The sequence below is a fragment of the Sphingomonas sp. CFBP 13603 genome, assembly GCF_014892665.1.
Classification (GTDB): domain Bacteria; phylum Pseudomonadota; class Alphaproteobacteria; order Sphingomonadales; family Sphingomonadaceae; genus Sphingomonas.
In genome coordinates, this window is sequence record NZ_JADBIA010000016.1 from 43,334 (window position 1) to 61,660 (window position 18,327).

General features: G+C 66.4%; 20 protein-coding genes. 11 read left to right on the forward strand and 9 right to left on the reverse strand.

The window, feature by feature from the left end:
• Positions 1 to 23: 23 nt before the first annotated feature.
• Positions 24 to 2,642: a type I DNA topoisomerase gene (topA, locus tag IFR23_RS18575; RefSeq protein WP_192238537.1), complete on the reverse strand. Its 2,619-nt coding sequence runs from the start codon at positions 2,640 to 2,642 to the stop codon at positions 24 to 26.
• Between the two features lie 546 nt (positions 2,643 to 3,188).
• Between topA and IFR23_RS18580 the strand changes: the two genes are divergently transcribed.
• Positions 3,189 to 3,452 (forward strand): hypothetical protein, encoded by a 264-nt coding sequence (locus IFR23_RS18580; RefSeq protein WP_192977132.1) that lies wholly within the window; start codon positions 3,189 to 3,191, stop codon positions 3,450 to 3,452.
• 1 nt (position 3,453) lies between these two features.
• Here IFR23_RS18580 and dprA read toward each other — a convergent pair whose 3' ends face one another.
• Both dprA and plsY read right to left on the reverse strand, forming a co-directional pair.
• On the reverse strand, positions 3,454 to 4,545 hold the full coding sequence (dprA, locus tag IFR23_RS18585; protein WP_192977133.1) for a DNA-processing protein DprA: 1,092 nt from the start codon (positions 4,543 to 4,545) through the stop codon (positions 3,454 to 3,456).
• A complete protein-coding gene (gene plsY, locus IFR23_RS18590; RefSeq protein ID WP_192977134.1) occupies positions 4,538 to 5,152 on the reverse strand; it encodes a glycerol-3-phosphate 1-O-acyltransferase PlsY in 615 nt (204 codons plus the stop codon). Before plsY ends, dprA begins: the two co-directional genes overlap by 8 nt.
• Before the next feature lie 156 nt (positions 5,153 to 5,308).
• Between plsY and murI the strand changes: the two genes are divergently transcribed.
• Positions 5,309 to 6,097, forward strand: a complete 789-nt coding sequence (gene murI, locus IFR23_RS18595; protein WP_192977135.1) for a glutamate racemase — start codon at positions 5,309 to 5,311, stop codon at positions 6,095 to 6,097.
• A gap of 136 nt (positions 6,098 to 6,233) precedes the next feature.
• Positions 6,234 to 7,496 carry a 5-aminolevulinate synthase gene (gene hemA, locus IFR23_RS18600; RefSeq protein ID WP_192977168.1) on the forward strand — a complete coding sequence of 421 codons (1,263 nt, stop codon included), beginning with the start codon at positions 6,234 to 6,236 and terminating at the stop codon, positions 7,494 to 7,496.
• 3 nt (positions 7,497 to 7,499) lie between these two features.
• Here hemA and IFR23_RS18605 read toward each other — a convergent pair whose 3' ends face one another.
• Genes IFR23_RS18605 through IFR23_RS18625 form a run of 5 tightly spaced genes read right to left on the reverse strand, consistent with a single transcriptional unit; the run spans position 7,500 to position 10,287 of the window.
• The gene (locus IFR23_RS18605; RefSeq protein ID WP_192977136.1) at positions 7,500 to 8,072 is read right to left on the reverse strand and encodes a Uma2 family endonuclease; all 573 of its coding nucleotides are present in this window, start codon (positions 8,070 to 8,072) and stop codon (positions 7,500 to 7,502) included.
• A gap of 30 nt (positions 8,073 to 8,102) precedes the next feature.
• Complete coding sequence (locus tag IFR23_RS18610) at positions 8,103 to 8,567, reverse strand: DUF3429 domain-containing protein (RefSeq protein ID WP_192977137.1); 465 nt, start codon at positions 8,565 to 8,567, stop codon at positions 8,103 to 8,105.
• Entirely contained in the window at positions 8,567 to 9,289 is a 723-nt protein-coding gene (locus IFR23_RS18615) for an anti-sigma factor (protein ID WP_192977138.1), read from the reverse strand. The genes IFR23_RS18610 and IFR23_RS18615 overlap by 1 nt, the downstream gene beginning before the upstream one ends.
• Entirely contained in the window at positions 9,282 to 9,845 is a 564-nt protein-coding gene (locus IFR23_RS18620; protein ID WP_192977139.1) for a sigma-70 family RNA polymerase sigma factor, read from the reverse strand. Before IFR23_RS18620 ends, IFR23_RS18615 begins: the two co-directional genes overlap by 8 nt.
• A gap of 16 nt (positions 9,846 to 9,861) precedes the next feature.
• A complete protein-coding gene (locus IFR23_RS18625; RefSeq protein WP_192977140.1) occupies positions 9,862 to 10,287 on the reverse strand; it encodes a hypothetical protein in 426 nt (141 codons plus the stop codon).
• A gap of 237 nt (positions 10,288 to 10,524) precedes the next feature.
• Here IFR23_RS18625 and rpiB point away from each other — a divergent pair, with 237 nt between their 5' ends.
• The 5 genes from rpiB to IFR23_RS18650 all read left to right on the forward strand — a co-directional run bounded on the left by rpiB (position 10,525) and on the right by IFR23_RS18650 (position 14,231).
• Positions 10,525 to 10,959, forward strand: coding sequence for a ribose 5-phosphate isomerase B (gene rpiB, locus IFR23_RS18630; protein WP_192977141.1), 435 nt, complete (start codon positions 10,525 to 10,527; stop codon positions 10,957 to 10,959).
• A complete protein-coding gene (locus IFR23_RS18635) occupies positions 10,956 to 12,266 on the forward strand; it encodes a serine hydroxymethyltransferase (RefSeq protein WP_192977142.1) in 1,311 nt (436 codons plus the stop codon). The genes rpiB and IFR23_RS18635 overlap by 4 nt, the downstream gene beginning before the upstream one ends.
• 5 nt (positions 12,267 to 12,271) lie before the next feature.
• Complete coding sequence (locus tag IFR23_RS18640; protein ID WP_056066278.1) at positions 12,272 to 12,451, forward strand: hypothetical protein; 180 nt, start codon at positions 12,272 to 12,274, stop codon at positions 12,449 to 12,451.
• A complete protein-coding gene (gene nrdR, locus IFR23_RS18645) occupies positions 12,452 to 12,916 on the forward strand; it encodes a transcriptional regulator NrdR (protein WP_056487307.1) in 465 nt (154 codons plus the stop codon).
• A 178-nt stretch (positions 12,917 to 13,094) separates the two neighbouring features.
• Positions 13,095 to 14,231 (forward strand): TrmH family RNA methyltransferase, encoded by a 1,137-nt coding sequence (locus IFR23_RS18650; RefSeq protein ID WP_192977143.1) that lies wholly within the window; start codon positions 13,095 to 13,097, stop codon positions 14,229 to 14,231.
• Here the strand turns inward: IFR23_RS18650 and IFR23_RS18655 are convergent.
• The gene (locus IFR23_RS18655; protein WP_192977144.1) at positions 14,228 to 14,527 is read right to left on the reverse strand and encodes a chorismate mutase; all 300 of its coding nucleotides are present in this window, start codon (positions 14,525 to 14,527) and stop codon (positions 14,228 to 14,230) included. The genes IFR23_RS18650 and IFR23_RS18655 overlap by 4 nt on opposite strands.
• Before the next feature lie 181 nt (positions 14,528 to 14,708).
• Here IFR23_RS18655 and rpsD point away from each other — a divergent pair, with 181 nt between their 5' ends.
• The 3 genes from rpsD to IFR23_RS18670 all read left to right on the forward strand — a co-directional run bounded on the left by rpsD (position 14,709) and on the right by IFR23_RS18670 (position 18,057).
• A complete protein-coding gene (gene rpsD, locus IFR23_RS18660; protein ID WP_056017869.1) occupies positions 14,709 to 15,323 on the forward strand; it encodes a 30S ribosomal protein S4 in 615 nt (204 codons plus the stop codon).
• Positions 15,324 to 15,453: 130 nt separating this feature from the next.
• A complete protein-coding gene (locus IFR23_RS18665) occupies positions 15,454 to 17,085 on the forward strand; it encodes a M28 family peptidase (protein ID WP_192977145.1) in 1,632 nt (543 codons plus the stop codon).
• Entirely contained in the window at positions 17,086 to 18,057 is a 972-nt protein-coding gene (locus IFR23_RS18670; RefSeq protein WP_192977146.1) for an agmatine deiminase family protein, read from the forward strand.
• Positions 18,058 to 18,327 lie beyond the last annotated feature (270 nt).

Sequence of the window (18,327 nt, forward strand, 5' to 3'; positions counted from 1 at the left end):
CCCCCTCCCCTTGCAGGGGAGGATTAGGCTTCGGCTTTCTTCTTTGGCGCGGCTTTCTTGGCGGGGGCCTTTTTAGCCGGCGCCTTCTTTGCCGGAGCCTTCGCTTCAGCCTCATCCTTGGCCACTGCTGTCTTGGCCGGTGCCTTCTTCGCCGCCGGCTTCTTGGCTGGCGCTTTCTTCTTCTTCGTTGCCGGCGCCGCGGCGGCGCGTGCGTCGATCAGCGAGGCCGCTTCCTCGAGCGTCAGCTGGTCCTTCTCGATCGACTTGGGCAGCGTCGCGTTGGTCGTGCCGTCGGTGACGTAGGCGCCGTAGCGGCCCTCCATCAGCTTGATCTCCGCCTCAGTCCGCGGATGGTTGCCGAGGATCTTTAGCGGGGCCTGAGCCCCGCGCGCGGTGCGTCCTCCGCCGGCTGCCGCTTCGGCGAGCTTTACGACCGCGGCGTTCATGCCCGTCTCGAACACGTCCGCCGTGGTCTGGAGCCGCGCATACTTGCCAGCATGCTTCAGATACGGGCCGAACTTGCCGATCGTCGAGATGATCGGCTCGCCCGTCTCGGGGTGGTTGCCGACCGTCCGCGGAAGCGACAGCAGCTTGACCGCCCATTCGAGGTTCAGCTCGCCGATATCCTTCGGGATCGACGCCATCTTGCGGTCTTCGCCTTCGCCGATCTGCAGATACGGGCCGAAGCGTCCCGATTTGCGCTCGATCGGCTGGCCGGTGTCGGGATGCGTGCCGAGCGTCGAGGGACCCGCATCCGCCTCGGCGTCGCCACCGGGCTGCGCGAAGCGGCGCGTGTATTTGCACTCGGGGTAGTTCGAGCAGGCGATGAACGCGCCGAACTTGCCGCCGCGAAGCGCCAGCTGGCCCTCGCCGCAGTTCGGGCAGAGCCGGGGATCGCCGCCGTCAGCCTTGGCCGGGAACAGATACGGCGCGAGGAAGGTGTCGAGTTCGGCGGTGATCGCCGAGGGCTGCTGCTCCATCACCTCGTTGGTGCGCGGCTTGAAATCGCGCCAGAACGCGTCGAGCACCGACTGCCACTGCGCGCGGCCGCCGGAGACGTCGTCGAGTTCTTCCTCGAGTTCGGCAGTGTAGTCGTAGCCGACGTACTTCTCGAAGAAGCGTTCGAGGAACGCCGTCACGAGGCGCCCGCTCTCCTCGGCGAAGAAGCGGTTCTTCTCGATCCGGACATAGGCGCGGTCCTTCAGCGTCTTGATGATCGACGCGTAGGTGGACGGGCGGCCGATGCCGAGCTCCTCCATCCGCTTGACCAGCGAGGCTTCCGAGAACCGCGGCGGCGGCTGGGTGAAGTGCTGCTCAGCGTCGACCTTCTTCTTGGCGGGCGCATCGCCTTCGCGCATGCGCGGCAGGCGGCGGGCGTCCTCGTCGGCCGAGTCATCCGACCCTTCCTCGTACAGCGCGAGGTAGCCGGGGAAGAGCACGACCTGGCCGGTGGCGCGCAGGATGTTGCGGCCGGTGCCGTCGGCCATCTCGACCGTCGTGCGCTCCATCCGCGCCGACGCCATCTGGCTGGCGAGCGCGCGCTTGAAGATCAGGTCGTAGAGGCGCGCGTGATCGCCGCCGCCGGCCTTGTCCTTGCCGAAATCGGTTGGGCGAATCGCTTCATGCGCCTCCTGTGCGTTCTTCGCCTTCGACTGGTACTGGCGCGGCTTGTCGGGGACATAGCTCGCGTCGAAGCGGTTAGCGACCGCTAAGCGCGCGGCGCTGATTGCGCTGCTATCCATCTGCACGCCGTCGGTACGCATGTAGGTGATCGCGCCGTCCTCGTAGAGGCCCTGCGCGATCCGCATCGTGTGATCCGCCGAGAAACCGAGTTTCCGCGACGCTTCCTGCTGCAACGTCGACGTCGTGAACGGCGGCGGCGGGTTGCGACCGGCGGGCTTGGTCTCGACCGACTGGACCGAGAAATTGCCGTCGAGCACCGCCTGCTTGGCGCGTAGGGCATCGCCTTCGTTGCCGATCGAGAGGCGGTCGAGCTTGTTGCCCTCGAACTGCGTCAGCCGCGACGTGAAGGCGGTGCCGTCATGCTCCATCTCGGCGGTGACGGACCAGTATTCCTGCGGCTTGAACACATCGATCTCGCGCTCGCGCTGGACGATCAGGCGGAGCGACACCGACTGGACGCGGCCCGCGGACTTGGCGCCAGGCAGCTTGCGCCACAGCACCGGCGAGAGCGTGAAGCCGACTAGGTAATCCAACGCGCGCCGCGCCCGGTACGCGTCGATCAGGTCGTCGTCGAGCTCGCGCGGGTTCTTCATCGCCTCGGTGACGGTGGCCTTGGTGATCGCGTTGAAGGTGACGCGCTCGACCTCCTTGGGTAGCGCCTTCCGCGCGCGCAGGACCTCGCGGACATGCCACGAGATCGCCTCGCCCTCGCGATCCGGATCGGTCGCGAGGATCAGGCGGTCGGCGACCTTGGCGAGATCGGTGATCGCTTTCAGCTGCTTCGACTTGTCGGCGTAATTCTCCCACGTCATCGCGAAGGCATCGTCGGGATCGACCGAGCCGTCCTTGGGCGGCAGATCGCGGACATGGCCGTAGCTGGCCAGGACGCGGTAATCGCTGCCCAGATACTTCTCGATGGTTTTGGCCTTGGCAGGCGATTCGACGATGACAAGCTGCATGGGGAAACCAGGGTCCTTACGTGTACGCGTACGAGGGTGACGGCGTCGGGGTAGCCGCGTCAACCCGCAGTGGGTTCAGAGTGACGTGCAAGAGGTGCGGTCGCGGGAGCCGGTTTTCCAGAGGAGCAACCGCGGCGAGGCCGCGATACTACGCCTTTAGCGTAGTCTCTGCGATCGTCTCCATCGAGGATCGACGCACGCCCGGACCCGCCGAGGTCCGGTACCGTGTTCGGGCGAACCAGGGCCATCGGCCTCAATGCAGGGTATTTCCCGGATTAATTGATCCAGGTTCGTCAGTTACCGCCATGATATGATAAGAAATCATCAAACCTTACGTCTGTGTTCTACCGATGCGGCCGTACGGTGCGTGGTAGTCGAGACCGTGAACCTGTCAACGTTGCCGAACGGCTCCGAAGGATTTCGCCGGGCATACTGGTTCCCCACGCGGATCGCGTCCTTTCGCGCAGGGATCGACGTGCGGCGGGAACTTCACGGCGCGGTGACGAGCGTTCGACGGTCTCTCATCACCGAGGCGGGAGAGGCATCGTGACCAACGACGCGTTGACCGTTGCTCGGTGGAAATGCGCGTTTCTTGCCAAGCGGATCGTCGCGTTGCGCGAGCAGGTCGCGCAGTCGTCCGTGCTCGACGAGATAAAGCTGCACCAGAACGAGCTGGACGTCTTGATCGCCACGATCGCGCGGGATTGCGGCGAGGATGCAGCGGCCGGCGATCCGCAGATCGACCCAGGCGAGGACGTTTCCGCGGTCCCCGCGCCCGCCGCCGCCCCGGGACCGAGACTGGTCGGTTAGGTCAGCTGAGGCTTGCCCGGCCGCCGGCATGGCGTTCGAGCCGGCCGCCCAGTTCGAGTTCGAGCAATACGGTGTGCACGACCGCGGGGCTCAGGCGCGACTGGCGGATGAGCTCGTCGATCGCGACGGGGACGGGGCCGAGCAGGTCGGTGATCCGGCGGCGGTCGGTGTCGCTTGCATCTTCGGGGGGCGAGGCGGCGTAGGCGTCGATCGGGGAGCGGACCGAGCGCGGGTCGAACGGGCGGATCTGTTCGAGGATGTCGGCGGCCGATTGCACTAGCGTGGCGCCTTCGCGGATCAGCAGGTTGCAGCCTTGCGCGCGGGGATCGAGCGGGCTGCCGGGGACGGCCATGACTTCGCGGCCGGATTCGTTGGCAAGGCGCGCGGTGATGAGCGAGCCGGATTTGGGGACGGCCTCGACCACCACCGTGCCGATCGCGAGGCCGGCGATGATGCGGTTGCGCGAGGGGAAATTGCGCGCCTTGGGCTCTGTGCCGGGGGGCTGTTCGGCAAGGAGGAGGCCCTCGGTGGCGATGCGCTCCTGCAAGGCGGTGTTGTCGGGCGGGTAGGCGATGTCGATGCCGCTGGCGATCACACCGATCGTGGCGCCGCTCGAGCCTGCACCCAGTGCGCCGATGTGCGCGGCTGTGTCTATGCCGCGGGCGAGGCCGGAGACGATGGTGGTGCCTTCTTCTGCGAGTTGCAGCGCGAGCTGGCGGGCGAAGCGGCAGGCAGCGGCCGAGGCATTGCGCGCGCCGACCATGGCGATGCAGGGGCGGCCGGCGTGGGCGATGTCGCCGCGGAGGATGAGCGCCGGGGGTGCGGTCTCGATCTCGGCGAGCAGGCGGGGATAGTCCGGGTCGTCGAGGAAGAGGTAGCGTGCGCCGAGCTTCGCGGTGGCGGCCATTTCGCGTTCGGCGAGCGCGGCGTCTGCCATTTTCGGCGCGCGTCCGCCGCCGCGCTGGGCGAGCATGGGGAGCGCGTCGAGGGCGGCGTCGGCGCTGCCGAAGCGGGCGATAAGCTGGCGATAGGTGACCGGTCCGATCCCGGTCGTGCGGATGAGCCGAAGTCTTGAGACCGTCGGGTCAGCCACTCTTTTGCCGGTTGGACCCGATGCGCGGCTCGGTGCCGGAGAACAGGCGTTCGATGTTCTCGCGGTGCTTCCACAGGACGATCAATGCGAGTGCGAGGAGCAGCAGGACGAGGTCGAAGCGACCGAACAGCGCGGCTGCAAACGGCGCGCTGAGCGCGGCGGCCATGCCGGCGACCGAGGAGATCCGGAGACCCGCGAGGAGGCCGAGCCAGACGACCGCGTAGACCAGTCCGAGCGGCCAGTGCAGCGCGACGACGATGCCCATGAGCGTCGCGACGCCTTTGCCGCCCTTGAACTTCAGCCAGACCGGGTAGCAATGGCCGATGAAGGCTCCGGCCGCTGCTAGCAGTGCGTTGCCGGGAAACAGGTGCGCAACCAGCAACACGGCGATCGCGCCCTTGGCCATGTCGAGCAGCAGCGTGGCGGCGGCGAGGCCCTTGCGTCCGGTGCGCAGCACGTTGGTCGCGCCGATGTTGCCCGAGCCGATCGTGCGCAGATCACCTGCGCCGCCCGCCCTCGTGAGGATGACGCCGAACGGGATCGAGCCGAGCAGATAGCTCAGCACGAGCGATAGCGTGGGCGCGACCCAGAGAATTTCCGTCTGCAACTATGTCCCCCGTTCTGGAGGGGCTTATAAACGACCCGGGGCTGACGGCAAATGGCGTCGAGTGGGCGTTGATCTCACGCCTTTCGTCAGGATGACGAAGTGGGGCGGGGACGACGGGGACTGGTTTGCACGGGCCGAACCGGCCTAAGAGCGCGCATGGACACGCGCCCCATCCTGTTCTTCGATTCCGGTGTCGGCGGGTTGTCGATCGTTGGGCCGGCGCGCGCGGCGCTGCCCGATGCGCCGTTCGTCTATGCCGCCGACTCGGCCGGGTTTCCGTACGGGACCAAGAGCGAGGCGGAGATTGCGGCGCGGGTGCCGGTGTTGCTGGGGCGGCTGGCGGAGCGGTATCGGCCGCGGTTGATCGTGATCGCGTGCAACACGGCCTCGACGATCGCGCTACCGGTGGTGCGCGCGGCGCTCGACCTGCCGGTGGTGGGGACGGTACCGGCGATCAAGCCCGCCACGCTGCTTTCGAAGACGCGGACGATCGGCGTACTGGGTACCGAGGCGACCGTGCGGCAGGCGTATGTCGATGATCTGGCGGCGAAGTTTGCGGGCGATTGCACGGTACTGCGGTATGGATCGGCGGCTCTGGTCGAGATGGCGGAGGCGAAATTGCATGGCCGAGTCGTCGCGCCGGAAAGCTATGCTGCGGTGCTCGATGGCTTGTTTTCGCAACCCGGCGGCGACGCGATCGACGTGATCGTCAACGCCTGCACGCATTTTCCATTGGTGGAAGCGGAGCTTGCAGTCGCTGCTCCCGGGGTGCGCTTCGTCGATGGCGGACCGGGGATCGCGCGACGGATCGTGCATCTCATGCAGGGCGAATCATGGTCGGGAGCGGGGGAGGGCGTTGCCGTCTTCACCCGGTTGGGCGACGAGGAGCGCGCGCTCGGACCGGCTCTGGCTGCGCACGGGTTTGGCAGGATCGAGCAGCTTTAAGCGTTAACCTGGGACAATGTGCCACCTTGCGTCGCGGCCGCATCGTGGCAATGTGCTGCCAGGATGAGGAAAGCGATCACCGTAAGAGCGGTATTGCGCTGGAAACGAGTGAAAGCGAGGCGTAGTGCCCAAGCCTATGATTACCAACGGCATCTCGGCAACGGATTCTACCTTGGGTCCGCGAGTCGATTATTCGCGCGTTTTTACGCAGGCGATCGACCGGTTGCATGCCGAAGGGCGCTACCGCGTGTTCATCGACATTCTCCGCAACAAGGGTGCCTTTCCGAACGCGCGCTGCTTCGCCGGGCATAACGGGCCGAAGCCGATCACGGTGTGGTGCTCGAACGATTACCTTGCGATGGGCCAGCACCCCAAGGTGATCGCGGCGATGGAAGAGGCGTTGCACGACGTCGGCGCGGGCTCTGGCGGCACGCGCAACATCGGCGGCAACACGCATTACCATGTCGATCTGGAAGGCGAACTCGCCGACCTGCACGGCAAGGAAGCGGCGCTGCTGTTCACCAGCGGGTACGTCTCGAACGAGGCGACGCTGGCGACGCTGGCCAAGGTGCTGCCGGGCTGCATCATCTTTTCGGATGAGCTGAACCACGCATCGATGATCGCGGGCATCCGCAACTCGGGCTGCGAGAAGCGGGTATTCCGCCACAATGATCTCGCGCATCTCGAGGAATTGCTGGCCGCGGAAGATCCCGCCGTGCCGAAGCTGATCGCGTTCGAGAGCGTGTATTCGATGGAGGGCGACATCGCGCCGATCTCGGCGGTGTGCGATCTCGCCGACCGGTACAACGCGCTGACCTATTGCGACGAAGTCCATGCGGTCGGGATGTACGGCGCGCGCGGCGGCGGCATTTCGGAGCGGGACGAGGTCGCGCACCGGATCACGATCCTCGAGGGGACGCTTGGTAAGGCGTTCGGCGTGATGGGGGGCTATATCGCCGCCGATCGTACGATCGTCGATGTAATCCGGTCTTACGCACCGGGGTTCATCTTCACGACCTCGTTGTCGCCGGTGCTGGTCGCTGGCGTGCTGGCGAGCGTGCGGCATTTGAAAAGCTCGAGCGTCGAGCGCGAGGGGCAGCAGGCGTCCGCTGCGATGTTGAAGGCGATGTTGAAGGACGCTGGGCTGCCGGTGATGATCGGCGATACGCATATCGTGCCGTTGATGGTCGGCGATCCGGTCAAGGCGAAGAAGATCAGCGACGTGCTGCTCGCCGAATACGGCGTGTACGTGCAGCCGATCAATTATCCGACCGTGCCGCGTGGTACGGAGCGGCTGCGGTTCACGCCAGGCCCGGCGCATACCGAGGCGATGATGCGCGAACTGACCGATGCGCTGGTGGAAATCTGGAGCCGGTTGGATTTGCGCAAGGCGGCTTGAGGCTTAGTCGACGACGATGTCGATGTTCAGCTCTGGGATTGCGATAGGCTGGCCGAACGGGATCAGCCGTTTATCCTCGTAATCGCCAGCGCGGGGCTTGGCCATCACATGCGTCCGACGCGCGTTGATATCGACGACCCAATAATGTGGTACGAACGCCTCGGCATAGTCGCTCCGTTTGGTGCCGAGATCGAGCGCGAGGCTCGTATCGGCGATCTCCACAGCGAGAAACAGCGCAACGCGGTCGAACAATGTGGCGCGTAGATCGGGGTCGCGAAGCACCGCCACATCCGGTTCCCGCAGCGTGTCGGCGGTCAGGCGGACGGTCGGCTCCTGCCCGACGATCCATTCGGTGCCGAGCGCGGCGAAGGCGGACTGCAAGCGCAGGAAAGCGATGCGCTGCGCGTTCCAGTGCGGTACGTTTGCCGGTGACATCCGCATAATCTCCCCGTTGACCAGTTCGACCTTGCCCAGCCAGTCGGCTATCGGCGGATGACGGACGAGTTCCATGAACTCGGCGGTGGTGAAACGCGCGGGCCCGGAAGCCAATTGAGTGATGTGTTCGGCAACGCTCATAGACTCAGTATAGCATTTCCCGCACCCGAGTCACAGTATAGCCGCCAGTAATGTCAGGACGCCAAGGCCGAGCGACAGGGGTACGCGCAGTGCCATCCACCCGGATGGTGCGATGCCGGCGCGGACCAGCGCGCGGTCGACGAGCAGCGCGGCGATAAGGCTGATGCCGAGCACGACCAGCGACGGGCCGGGCCAGCGCAGGCCGACCATCCAGGGCCAGGCGGTGGCCAGCGCGATCAGCGAGGGCGCGACGCTCGCGAACCAGAGCCAGCGCGGCGGCGAGTCGGTGCGTGCGGCGAGGCCCCACCACAGACCGCCGAGGAAGCTCAGGATGATCGCGGCATAGGCGTAGGCGATCGCCAGCGCGGAGAACCGGCTTTGCGGATCGCCGCTCAGCAGCAGCGCGACCGCCGCGAGTTGCGGGAGGAGGCCGCTCAGCCCGAGCAGGCGCGCGATCGGCGGGATGCCGCCGGCCGCGGCGGGTCGCTTGGCCATCAGACGCGCGCGACTACGCCGGTGGCGACGACCGGACCGGTCGGCAGGCCGGTCGGCGAGCCGCCGAGCGGTTCGACCGATATCGCGAGTGTCGCGCCGGGGGCGATGCGACCGCGATCGACGCCCTTGGGCGCGAGCGAGGTCGGACGGCCCGAGAGCAGGCCGAGCGAATGCGGCACACCGTTGCCGCCGATTACCCAGAGTTGCGCGACGCGCGCATCTGGAACGCCGGGGCCGGCCGCGACGCGGAGCGCGCCATTTGCGGGATCGTACACTGCTGCAACCGGCGACTTCGCATCGCCGAGCATCGCGACGAGCACGCTGGTTGGGCGCGCGGCCGGTATTGAGGGGGCGATCGGTTGCGAGACGGGCACGGTCGGTTCTGGGCGGACCATGACGAACAGCAACAGCGATGCGGCGAGCGCGCTGGTGACGGCGGCGAGCGCCGGCCAAGCGAAGCGGCTCGTTTGCGCGGGGGCCGGGGTTCCGTCGAGACTGGCTTCGATCCGGGCGGCGAGATGCGGCGGCGCGGCGTGTTCGGGCCAGAGGTCGAACAGGACCGCGAGACGCGACCGCCACCATTCGACTTGGGCTGCGAAACCAGGCTCGGCGAGCACGCGACGCAGCGCTGCACCGCGTTCCTCGCCCTCGAGCAGCCCGAGTGCGAGTTCGGCGGCGGCGACGTCCTCAGGCACGCCGGTATCGGGGGTCGGATCAACCATCGAGGCAATCCTTCAGGCGCGCGAGGCCGCGGCGGACCCAGCTTTTCATCGTGCCCAGCGGCACGGCGCGCTTGATCGCGAGTTCGGCGTAGGTGACGCCGTCGAAGAACGCGGTGCGGATCGCGTCGCGCTGTTGCGGTTCGAGACCGTCGAGGCATTCGACCAGTTCGCGCGACGATTCGCTCGCCAGCATCCCCGCTTCGGCACCCTCGCCAGGATCCGCGATGTCGGGCGCGTCGTCGAGCGGGCTCGTGCGGCGGACGCCCTGCGCGCGCTGCCAGTCGATGGCGCGGTTGCGCGCGATCGTTGCCAACCAGGTTATCGGGCTCGCGCGGCCGGGTTCCCAGGCACCGGCGCGTTTCCAGATCGTGAGATAGACCTCGTGCAGCACATCCTCCGCGGCTTGGGCGTTGCCGCAGATACGGTGGGTGATGCCGAAAAGCTTCGCGCTGGTCAGCGAATAGAGCTCGCGAAACGCGTCGCGGTCCTCTTGGCCCGTGCGCAAGAGCACCTCGGAGAGATGCGCGCGCGCCGCGTCCGCGTTTGAAAAGGCCATGGTCACGATCCGGAACCTAGCGGCTAAGTCGCTCGCGGCAATAGCCTTCGCCGGGCTTGACGGTGAGGCAGTCGGTTTTGCCGAGGAGATATTTCAGCCCGGTCGCGTCGCCGTTGGTCGGGCGCAGCGTTTCGCGGATGCCTTTGCGATCGAACGATATCGTGTCGCCGGTCGCGGTGCCGTCGAACTTGCCCTTGTTGTCGAGGTCCCACTGCATCGTCAGCGCATAGTGGCCGGGGGTGTCGGTCGGGGCGACGTCGAGGACCATGCCTTCGACGCCGATCCAACGGCCGGTGTAGTTGGGCGCAGGTTTGGACTTGGGAGCGGAGACCTTGCGTTCGACCGAGCCGGCGGACGTCATGTTGCCGTCGCTGCTGGTATCGGGGGCAGGGCCTGAGCAGGCGGTCAGCGCGGCGGCGGTTAGGAGGGTGAGGGCTTTCATGGACGTCTCCTATGGCGCAGGCGAGCGAGCCAGCATTGTGCTCCGTCATCCTGACGAAAGTCAGGACCCAGAGTAACGTAGAACTGCGCTTTGTAACCCTGGGTCCTGACTTTCGTCAGGATGACGGGGTGAAATGGGATGCCGTCGTCCCTCACGACCCGCGAACAGGTGTGGCAAATCCGCGCTCGGGTCGGTATGGGGCTGGGCACCCGATCCCCCGTCACAGGAATACGCCAGGTGCGCATCGCCATCGCGTCCGATCACGCCGCCGTTTCGTTGAAAGCGGTGCTCGCCGCCTGGCTGCGCGAGGCGGGGCATGACGTGCTCGATCTCGGGCCCGAGGGCACAGCCAGCGTCGATTATCCCGATTACGGGTTCAAGCTGGCGTCGGCGATCGCCGATGGTCGCGCCGAGCGCGGTATCGCGCTGTGCGGCTCCGGGATCGGCATCTCGATCGCTGCCAATCGCAATCCCGCCTGCCGCTGCGCGCTCGTGTCGGAACCACTGTCGGCGAGCCTCGCACGCATCCACAACGACGCCAATGCCATCGCGATGGGCGCGCGCCTGATCGGCGAGGAAATGGCAAAGGCGTGCGTCGAAGCTTTCCTGTCCGCCGAATTTGCCGGCGGCCGTCATCAACTCCGTGTCGACAAGTTAAAGGTCCCCGCATGAGCACTCAGCCCCGCGAACTCCACGACGTCCAGCCCGACGGCTTTTTCACGCGCGGCCTCGCCGATGCGGACGCTGCCGTATTCGCCGGCGTCGCTGCCGAACTGGAACGCGAGCAGACGCAGATCGAACTGATCGCGTCGGAGAACATCGTCTCGAAGGCGGTGCTCGAGGCGCAAGGGTCGGTGTTCACGAACAAGTACGCCGAGGGCTATCCCGGCAAGCGCTACTACCAGGGCTGCGCGCCGTCGGACACGGTCGAGACGCTCGCGATCGAGCGCGCCAAGCAGATTTTCGGCTGCGGGTTCGTCAACGTGCAGCCGCATTCGGGCGCGCAGGCGAACGGCGCGGTGATGCTCGCGCTGGTCAAGCCGGGCGACACGATCCTCGGCATGAGCCTCGATGCTGGCGGCCACCTGACGCATGGCGCCAAGCCGGCGATGTCGGGCAAGTGGTTCAACGCGGTCCAGTACGGCGTCGATGCGACCACGCATTTGATCGATTACGACCAGGTCGAGGCGCTGGCGGTCGAGCATCAGCCGAAACTGATCATCGCGGGCGGCTCGGCCTATCCCCGCGTCATCGACTTCGCGAAGTTCCGCGCGATCGCGGACAAGGTCGGCGCGTATTTCATGGTCGACATGGCGCATTTCGCCGGGATCGTCGCGGCGGGCCTGCACCCGACGCCGTTCGGCCACGCGCACGTCGTGACGACCACCACGCACAAGACTCTGCGGGGCCCGCGCGGTGGCATGATCATGACCAATGACGAGGGCATAGCGAAGAAGATCAACTCGGCGGTGTTCCCGGGGCTTCAGGGCGGGCCGCTGATGCACGTGATCGCGGCGAAGGCGGTCGCGTTCGGCGAGGCGCTCCAGCCCGACTTCAAGAGCTACATCGCCGCGGTCGTCGAGAACGCCAAGGTGCTGGCGGCAACGCTCAAGGAGCGCGGCTCGGACGTCGTGTCGGGCGGCACCGACACGCATCTCGCGCTGATCGACCTTACGCCGCTGGGCATCACCGGGCGCGATGCGGACGAGGCGCTGGAGCGTGCGGGGATCACCTGCAACAAGAACGGCATCCCCAACGATCCGCTGCCGCCGGTCAAGACCAGCGGCATCCGCGTCGGCTCGCCCGCGGGTACGACGCGTGGCTTCGGCCCCGCCGAGTTCCGCGAGATCGGCAACATGGTCGCCGACGTGCTGGACGGCCTCGCGAAAAAGGGCGAGCATGGGGACCCGGAAGTCGAGGCGGACGTTCGGACGCGTGTTCGTGCACTCTGCGCGCGCTTCCCGATCTATCAAGGATAAGTAGCATGTCGAAGTTCGACGACGTCCAGAACGACATCAAGGCGACCCCCGGCCTCGGCAAGAGCATGGCCAAGTGGAGCGCACTCGGCGCGGTCGTGGCGATCCCGGTGCCGATCGTCGGTCCGATCTTCGGTGCGCTCGCAGGCGCAGGCTACGCGTACTACAAGGGCAAGAAGAAGGTCTGAATGCGCTGCCCCTTCTGCGGACATGAAGACAGCCAGGTAAAGGACAGCCGCCCCACCGAAGACGGGGCGGCGATCCGACGCCGGCGCCAGTGCGAAGGGTGCGCGGCGCGTTTCACGACGTTCGAGCGGATCCAGCTGCGCGAGTTGTTCGTGTTGAAGAGCGAGGGGCGGCGGGAGCCGTTCGATCGGGAGAAGTTGCTGCGGTCGCTGTCGATCGCGACGCGGAAGCGGGCGATTGAGGCTGGGCGGATCGAGAAGCTGGTGAGCGGGATTCAGCGTCGGCTGGAGACGCTGGGCGAGAACGACGTCACGTCGAAGCGGATCGGCGAGATGGTGATGGACGGGCTCAAGGGGCTCGATTCGGTCGCGTATATCCGGTTTGCGAGCGTGTACCGGGACTTTAGCGAGGCTAAGGACTTCGAGGCTTTTGCCGGGAGTGTGGAGGAGGTTGGGCGGGCTGAGTGATTTGGGCCTGCCCTGCGACCCAAGTGAGGTACCCTTCGACTTCGCTCAGGGCGAACGGGTAGGGGGCGGGTAGGGATGATGTCCGCCCCCGGTGGTAAGTCCACCTCCCCACCCCCGTTCGTCCTGAGCGAAGTCGAAGGACTTGTCCGGACACCACGCCCCCGCGTAAGCCGCCCCGATGACATTCTGGGCTTATGTGGTGCGCTGCGCCGACGACAGTTATTACACCGGACACACCGATAACCTGGAGCGCAGGATCGGACAGCACAACCTCGGCGAGATATCGGGATACACCCAGACGCGCCGGCCTGTGACGCTCATGTGGTGCCAGGATTTCAGCAGCCGGCAGGAAGCGCTTGCCGCGGAGTTCCAGGTCAAGGGCTGGTCGCGGCGCAAGAAGGAAGCGCTCGCGCGCGAGGATTGGGCGGATCTGCACGATGCGGCGATCCCCCCGCGGGAACGGGCCCTTCGACTTCGCTCAGGGCGAACGGAAGGGGGGGAGGGCATCTCTTCGGAAGAGGGGAAGGGGGCCCCATCTCCCCCTCCCGTTCGTGCTGAGCGAAGTCGAAGCACCTTGGCGGAGGAAACCCCACCCCCCGTCATTGTCCTCGTCCGTCCCCAACTCGGCGAAAACATCGGCAAAGCCGCGCGCGCCATGCTGAACTTCGGCCTCACCGAGATGCGCCTGGTCTCCCCCAGAGACGGCTGGCCCAACCCCTCCGCCGGTCCCGCCGCCAGCGGCGCCGACATCGTCCTCCAGAATGCGAAGGTCTACGACAGCGTCGCAGCAGCCACCGCCGACTGCGCGCAGATCTACGCCACCACAGTGCGGAAACGCGGCGTGACCAAGCCGGTTGTCACCCCCGAGCAAGCCGCGACCGAGATCCACGCCGCCCCCGGCCGTTCCGCGATCCTGTTCGGGCCAGAGCGTTCTGGCCTCGAAACCGACGACGTTGCGGTCGCACGGACGATCATCACGGTGCCGATCAACCCCGAGTTCGGCTCGCTAAACCTCGCCCAGGCGGTGATCCTGGTCGCGTATGAATGGTCGAAGGGCCTGACCGCCGAGCGCGAGCTGTCGCAGCCGTCGATCAACCCGATCATGCCGCCTGCCCCGCAGGAGGAGCTCGACGGGATGATCGGGCAGCTCGATGCGATGCTGATGGGGGCGGGGTTCTTTCACCTGCCCGACAAGATGCAGTCGACGCGGCGGACGCTGCGCACGCTACTGACGAAGCCGGGCTGGTCGAGCCAGGAGATCCGAACTCTCCGCGGCGTGCTGTCGTCGCTGGCGGGGAAGCGACCGCGAGCCTAGCGCCGGTCGAAGGCGGCGAGTTCGTAGGCGATCGAGGCTTCGACCAGGCGTTCCCACAGATCCGCGACCACGGCCTCCGGAACGCCCAGTCTCGCCGCCTCGGCCCGCGCGTTGTCGATCACCTGCGCCTTCCGCGCCTCGTCGCGCACATGCCCACGCTCGGGCTTGATGCGCGCGGCGGCGTCCATGTAGGCGAACCGCTTGGCGAGCAACGCGACCAAGTCGCGGTCGAGCGCGTCGACGCCCGCGCGGACATCGGTCATGGTGGTGCAATCGGGCCCGGGGAGAATGGTCATGCGCCGTCTCTTGCCGAGCCCCATCCGGCCTGTCCAGCTTGACTCTGGCCCGCCCCCCGTCTAGGCGCCCGCCTTCGCAATGGCCCTGCACCCCGGTGAAGCGGTGGCCCTGCCTTGTCTTAACGACGACCAGCAGAGCGATACCGGGACCAACGTTGTTAGCATTTGCCAAGGACTTACTATGTCGAAGCGTCAAAGCGCGAAGTACAAACTCGATCGCCGTATGGGCGAGAACATCTGGGGTCGTCCCAAGTCGCCCGTCAACAAGCGCGAATACGGCCCGGGCCAGCACGGCCAGCGCCGCAAGGGCAAGGTCAGCGATTTCGGTATCCAGCTGCGCGCCAAGCAGAAGCTCAAGGGCTATTATGGCGACGTGACCGAGAAGCAGTTCCGTGCATGCTACCATGAGGCTGCGCGTCTGAAGGGCGATACCTCGCAGAACCTGATCGGCCTGCTCGAGCAGCGGCTCGACATGATCGTCTACCGCGCCAAGTTCGCACCGACGATCTTCGCGGCTCGCCAGATCGTCTCGCACGGCCACATCCGCGTCAACGGCGTGAAGTGCAACATCGCTTCGCGTCGCTGCTTCGTCGGCGACGAGATCACGCTGGGTTCGAAGGCGCAGGAAATGGCGCTGGTCATGGAAGCCCAGAGCCTCGCCGAGCGCGAGATCCCCGATTATGTCGCGCCCGACGGCGCCGCCAAGGTCACCTTCACGCGCGTCCCGACGCTCGACGAAGTGCCTTACCCGGTGAAGATGGAGCCGAATCTGGTCGTCGAGTTCTACTCGCGCTGATCTTTCGGTACGATCGATACGAGGAAAAGGGCGGTCCTGAGGGGCCGCCCTTTTTCGTTGCCCCGTGTCGCCTCGTGGACATGCGCGCCGGGCTTTGCCAGAACGCGCGCAACCAAACGGGGATATGACCATGCGCGCTGCCATCCTGCCTCTCCTGCTGCTCGGGACTGCTGCGTCTGCGCAGACTACGCCTGCGATCTCGGTCGAGACGTTGAAGACTGTCACGCAGGTGCTGTCGTCGGACGCGTATGAAGGCCGCGCGCCGACCACGCCTGCGGAGGCGAAGACGGTCGCGTATATCGTCGAGCGGATGAAGGCGGCGGGGTTGAAGCCCGGCAATAAGGGGGCGTGGACGCAGGACGTGCCGATGGTGGAAATCACCGCGGGCAACGTCGCGCCGTTCAGCTTTACCGGCGGCAAGGCACCCGTCAGCCTCGCCTATCGCACCGACATGGTCGCGGGCACCTATCGCGTCGCGCCGAAGTCCGCGGTGGCGAACAGCGATGTGGTGTTCGTCGGCTACGGCATCACCGCGCCTGAAAAGGGCTGGGACGATTATGCCGGCACCGACGTGAAGGGGAAGACCGTGGTCATCCTCATCAACGACGCCGACTGGCAGACGATGTCGCGCGAGGGGCCGTTCGAGGGCCGCGCGATGACGTGGTACGGGCGCTGGCCGTACAAGTTCGAGAATGCGGCGAAGCACGGCGCGGCGGCGGCGATCATCGTCCACGATACCGAGCCGGCGGCGTATCCGTGGGCGGTGGTGCAGTCGTCCTGGACCGGGCCGCAGCTCGAGCTGGACGAGAAGGGCGATCATCTCGACCAGTCGCAGGTCGTCGGCTGGATGCAGAAGCCGGCGGCGGAGCGCGTGTTCGCGAGCGCGGGCAAGGATTATGCGACGCTGGCGGCGGCGGCGAAGGTGAAGGGGTTCAAGGCGGTACCGCTCGGACTGAAATTCGGCGGTGGGTTCGACAACACGATCAAGCGGCAGGCGTCCAAGAACGTCATCGGCGTGCTGCCGGGGACGGCGGCTCCCAATGATTATGTGATGTATTCGGCGCATTGGGATCATCTCGGGCGCTGCGACGCGGTCGATGGCGACGACATCTGCAATGGTGCGGCGGACAATGCGAGTGGGGTCGCGGGGCTGGTGGCCTTGGCCGAGGCTCAGGTGAAGGCGGGGCCGGCCAAGCGGTCGATCGCGTTCCTGGCGGTGACCGCGGAGGAGTCCGGGCTGCTCGGGTCGCGCTATTATGCCGAGCATCCGATCTATCCGCTCGCGCATACCGTCGGCGGGGTGAACATGGACGTGTTGAACGTCGACGGGCGGGCGAAAGACTTCGTGCTGACCGGTGCGGGCAAGTCGGAGATCGAGGATTTGGTGAAGCCGTTCGTCGCCGCGGAGGGCCGCGTGATCGGCGTAGAGGCGAACCCGGAGCGTGGCGGCTATTACCGGTCGGATCATTTCAGTTTCGCCAAGCTGGGCGTGCCGATGCTCGATGGCGGCAGTGGTGAGGACCTCGTCGTTGGCGGTACGGCGGCGGGCCATGCCGCGCGCGAGGATTATGTCGCGCACCGCTATCACAAGCCTGCGGACGAATATGACGCGAAGTGGGACTGGTCGGGCGCGGTCGAGGACCTGACGATCTATTACGGGCTCGGGCGGAAGCTCGCGGACGATACCAGTCTGTGGCCGAACTGGTATAAGACCGCCGAATTCCGCGGCATCCGTGACCGCGATCGCGCAGGAGCCAAGTAAGTGACCACGACCGTCTCTACCCCCGCCGAATGGGCGCACCACAAGGCCGTCTGGATCGGCTTTCCGAGCCATGCGGACCTGTGGCTGGAGGATCTGGAGCCCGCGCGGGATGAGGTCGTCGCGTTTGCCAAGGCTGTGCATGCTGGCGGCAAGGGCGAGACGGTGATCCTGGTCGCGGCGGACGTCGGGTCGGCGACCACCGCCAAGAAGCTGGCGCCGTTCGCGGATGTGGTGGTCGAGCCGTTCGGCGATATCTGGCTGCGCGATACCGCGCCGATCATCGTCGGCGACGGCAGCGCGCGGGACTTCCGGTTCAACGGCTGGGGCGGGAAGTATGATCTGCCCGGCGACGACACGATCGGCCAGCGGCTGGCGGAAAGCTGGCACACGCGGGTCGAGGCGTGCGACTGGGTGCTCGAGGGCGGCGCTATCGATGGCGATGGTACCGGGACGGTCGTGACGACGCAGCAGTGCCTGCTCAACCGCAACCGCAATCCGTCGCTGACCAGGGCGGAGATCGAGGCGCGGCTGGCGTCCGATCTCGGCTATACCCGCGTGGTGTGGCTGGGAGACGGGCTGGTCAATGATCACACCGACGGCCATGTCGACAACCTCGCGCGGTTCGTCGGCAAGGGGCGCGTGGCGATCCCCAAGGCGACCGACAACGATCCGAACTGGCAGGTGTACCAGAACGCGGCGCGGGACGCCGAGGCAGCCGGGCTGGAGGTCGTGACGATCCCGTCGCCGGGGCGTGTGCTGCGCGACGAGGAGGTCGTGCCGGCGAGCTACATGAACTTCTATATCGGGAATGCCGCGGTGGTGGTGCCGTTGTACGGGGCCGAGAACGACCAGGCGGCGGTGGTGGCGATCCAGGCGCTGTTCCCGGACCGTGAGGTGGTTGGCCAGCGTGCGGATCATATTTTGACGGGCGGCGGGAGCTTCCACTGCATTTCGCAGCAGATCCCGGGGTAATCCCGCAACTGCCGTTCGTCCTGAGTAGCTGTCGAGTAGCTCCGCAAGGAGCGTATCGAGACGGCGTATCGAAGGACAGGTTGGCGCGCGGAACCTGTACCTCGATACGAGCCCTCGATACGCCCAAGAGGGCTACTCGGCCTCTACTCGGCACGAACGGTATGGGAGTTGCCGGGTTTGCCTGGTCCCCTGAACTAACCACCACCCCGGCGAAGGCCGGGGGCCAATTGAGGGACGTAGCCAACGGAGGACCGTCCTTCGTTACTCCAA

What these genes read in the sequence shown, in the direction of transcription:
- rpsD (WP_056017869.1), top strand. Translation starts at nt 14,709, where the DNA reads ATGTCGAAGCGTCAAAGCGCGAAGTACAAACTCGATCGCCGTATGGGC.
- murI (WP_192977135.1), top strand. Translation starts at nt 5,309, where the DNA reads ATGGACACGCGCCCCATCCTGTTCTTCGATTCCGGTGTCGGCGGGTTG.
- IFR23_RS18615 (WP_192977138.1), bottom strand. Translation starts at nt 9,289, where the DNA reads ATGGTTGATCCGACCCCCGATACCGGCGTGCCTGAGGACGTCGCCGCC.
- IFR23_RS18620 (WP_192977139.1), bottom strand. Translation starts at nt 9,845, where the DNA reads ATGGCCTTTTCAAACGCGGACGCGGCGCGCGCGCATCTCTCCGAGGTG.
- IFR23_RS18605 (WP_192977136.1), bottom strand. Translation starts at nt 8,072, where the DNA reads ATGAGCGTTGCCGAACACATCACTCAATTGGCTTCCGGGCCCGCGCGT.
- IFR23_RS18650 (WP_192977143.1), top strand. Translation starts at nt 13,095, where the DNA reads ATGACATTCTGGGCTTATGTGGTGCGCTGCGCCGACGACAGTTATTAC.
- IFR23_RS18635 (WP_192977142.1), top strand. Translation starts at nt 10,956, where the DNA reads ATGAGCACTCAGCCCCGCGAACTCCACGACGTCCAGCCCGACGGCTTT.
- hemA (WP_192977168.1), top strand. Translation starts at nt 6,234, where the DNA reads ATGATTACCAACGGCATCTCGGCAACGGATTCTACCTTGGGTCCGCGA.
- IFR23_RS18640 (WP_056066278.1), top strand. Translation starts at nt 12,272, where the DNA reads ATGTCGAAGTTCGACGACGTCCAGAACGACATCAAGGCGACCCCCGGC.
- IFR23_RS18625 (WP_192977140.1), bottom strand. Translation starts at nt 10,287, where the DNA reads ATGAAAGCCCTCACCCTCCTAACCGCCGCCGCGCTGACCGCCTGCTCA.
- IFR23_RS18655 (WP_192977144.1), bottom strand. Translation starts at nt 14,527, where the DNA reads ATGACCATTCTCCCCGGGCCCGATTGCACCACCATGACCGATGTCCGC.
- IFR23_RS18665 (WP_192977145.1), top strand. Translation starts at nt 15,454, where the DNA reads ATGCGCGCTGCCATCCTGCCTCTCCTGCTGCTCGGGACTGCTGCGTCT.
- nrdR (WP_056487307.1), top strand. Translation starts at nt 12,452, where the DNA reads ATGCGCTGCCCCTTCTGCGGACATGAAGACAGCCAGGTAAAGGACAGC.
- topA (WP_192238537.1), bottom strand. Translation starts at nt 2,642, where the DNA reads ATGCAGCTTGTCATCGTCGAATCGCCTGCCAAGGCCAAAACCATCGAG.
- IFR23_RS18610 (WP_192977137.1), bottom strand. Translation starts at nt 8,567, where the DNA reads ATGGCCAAGCGACCCGCCGCGGCCGGCGGCATCCCGCCGATCGCGCGC.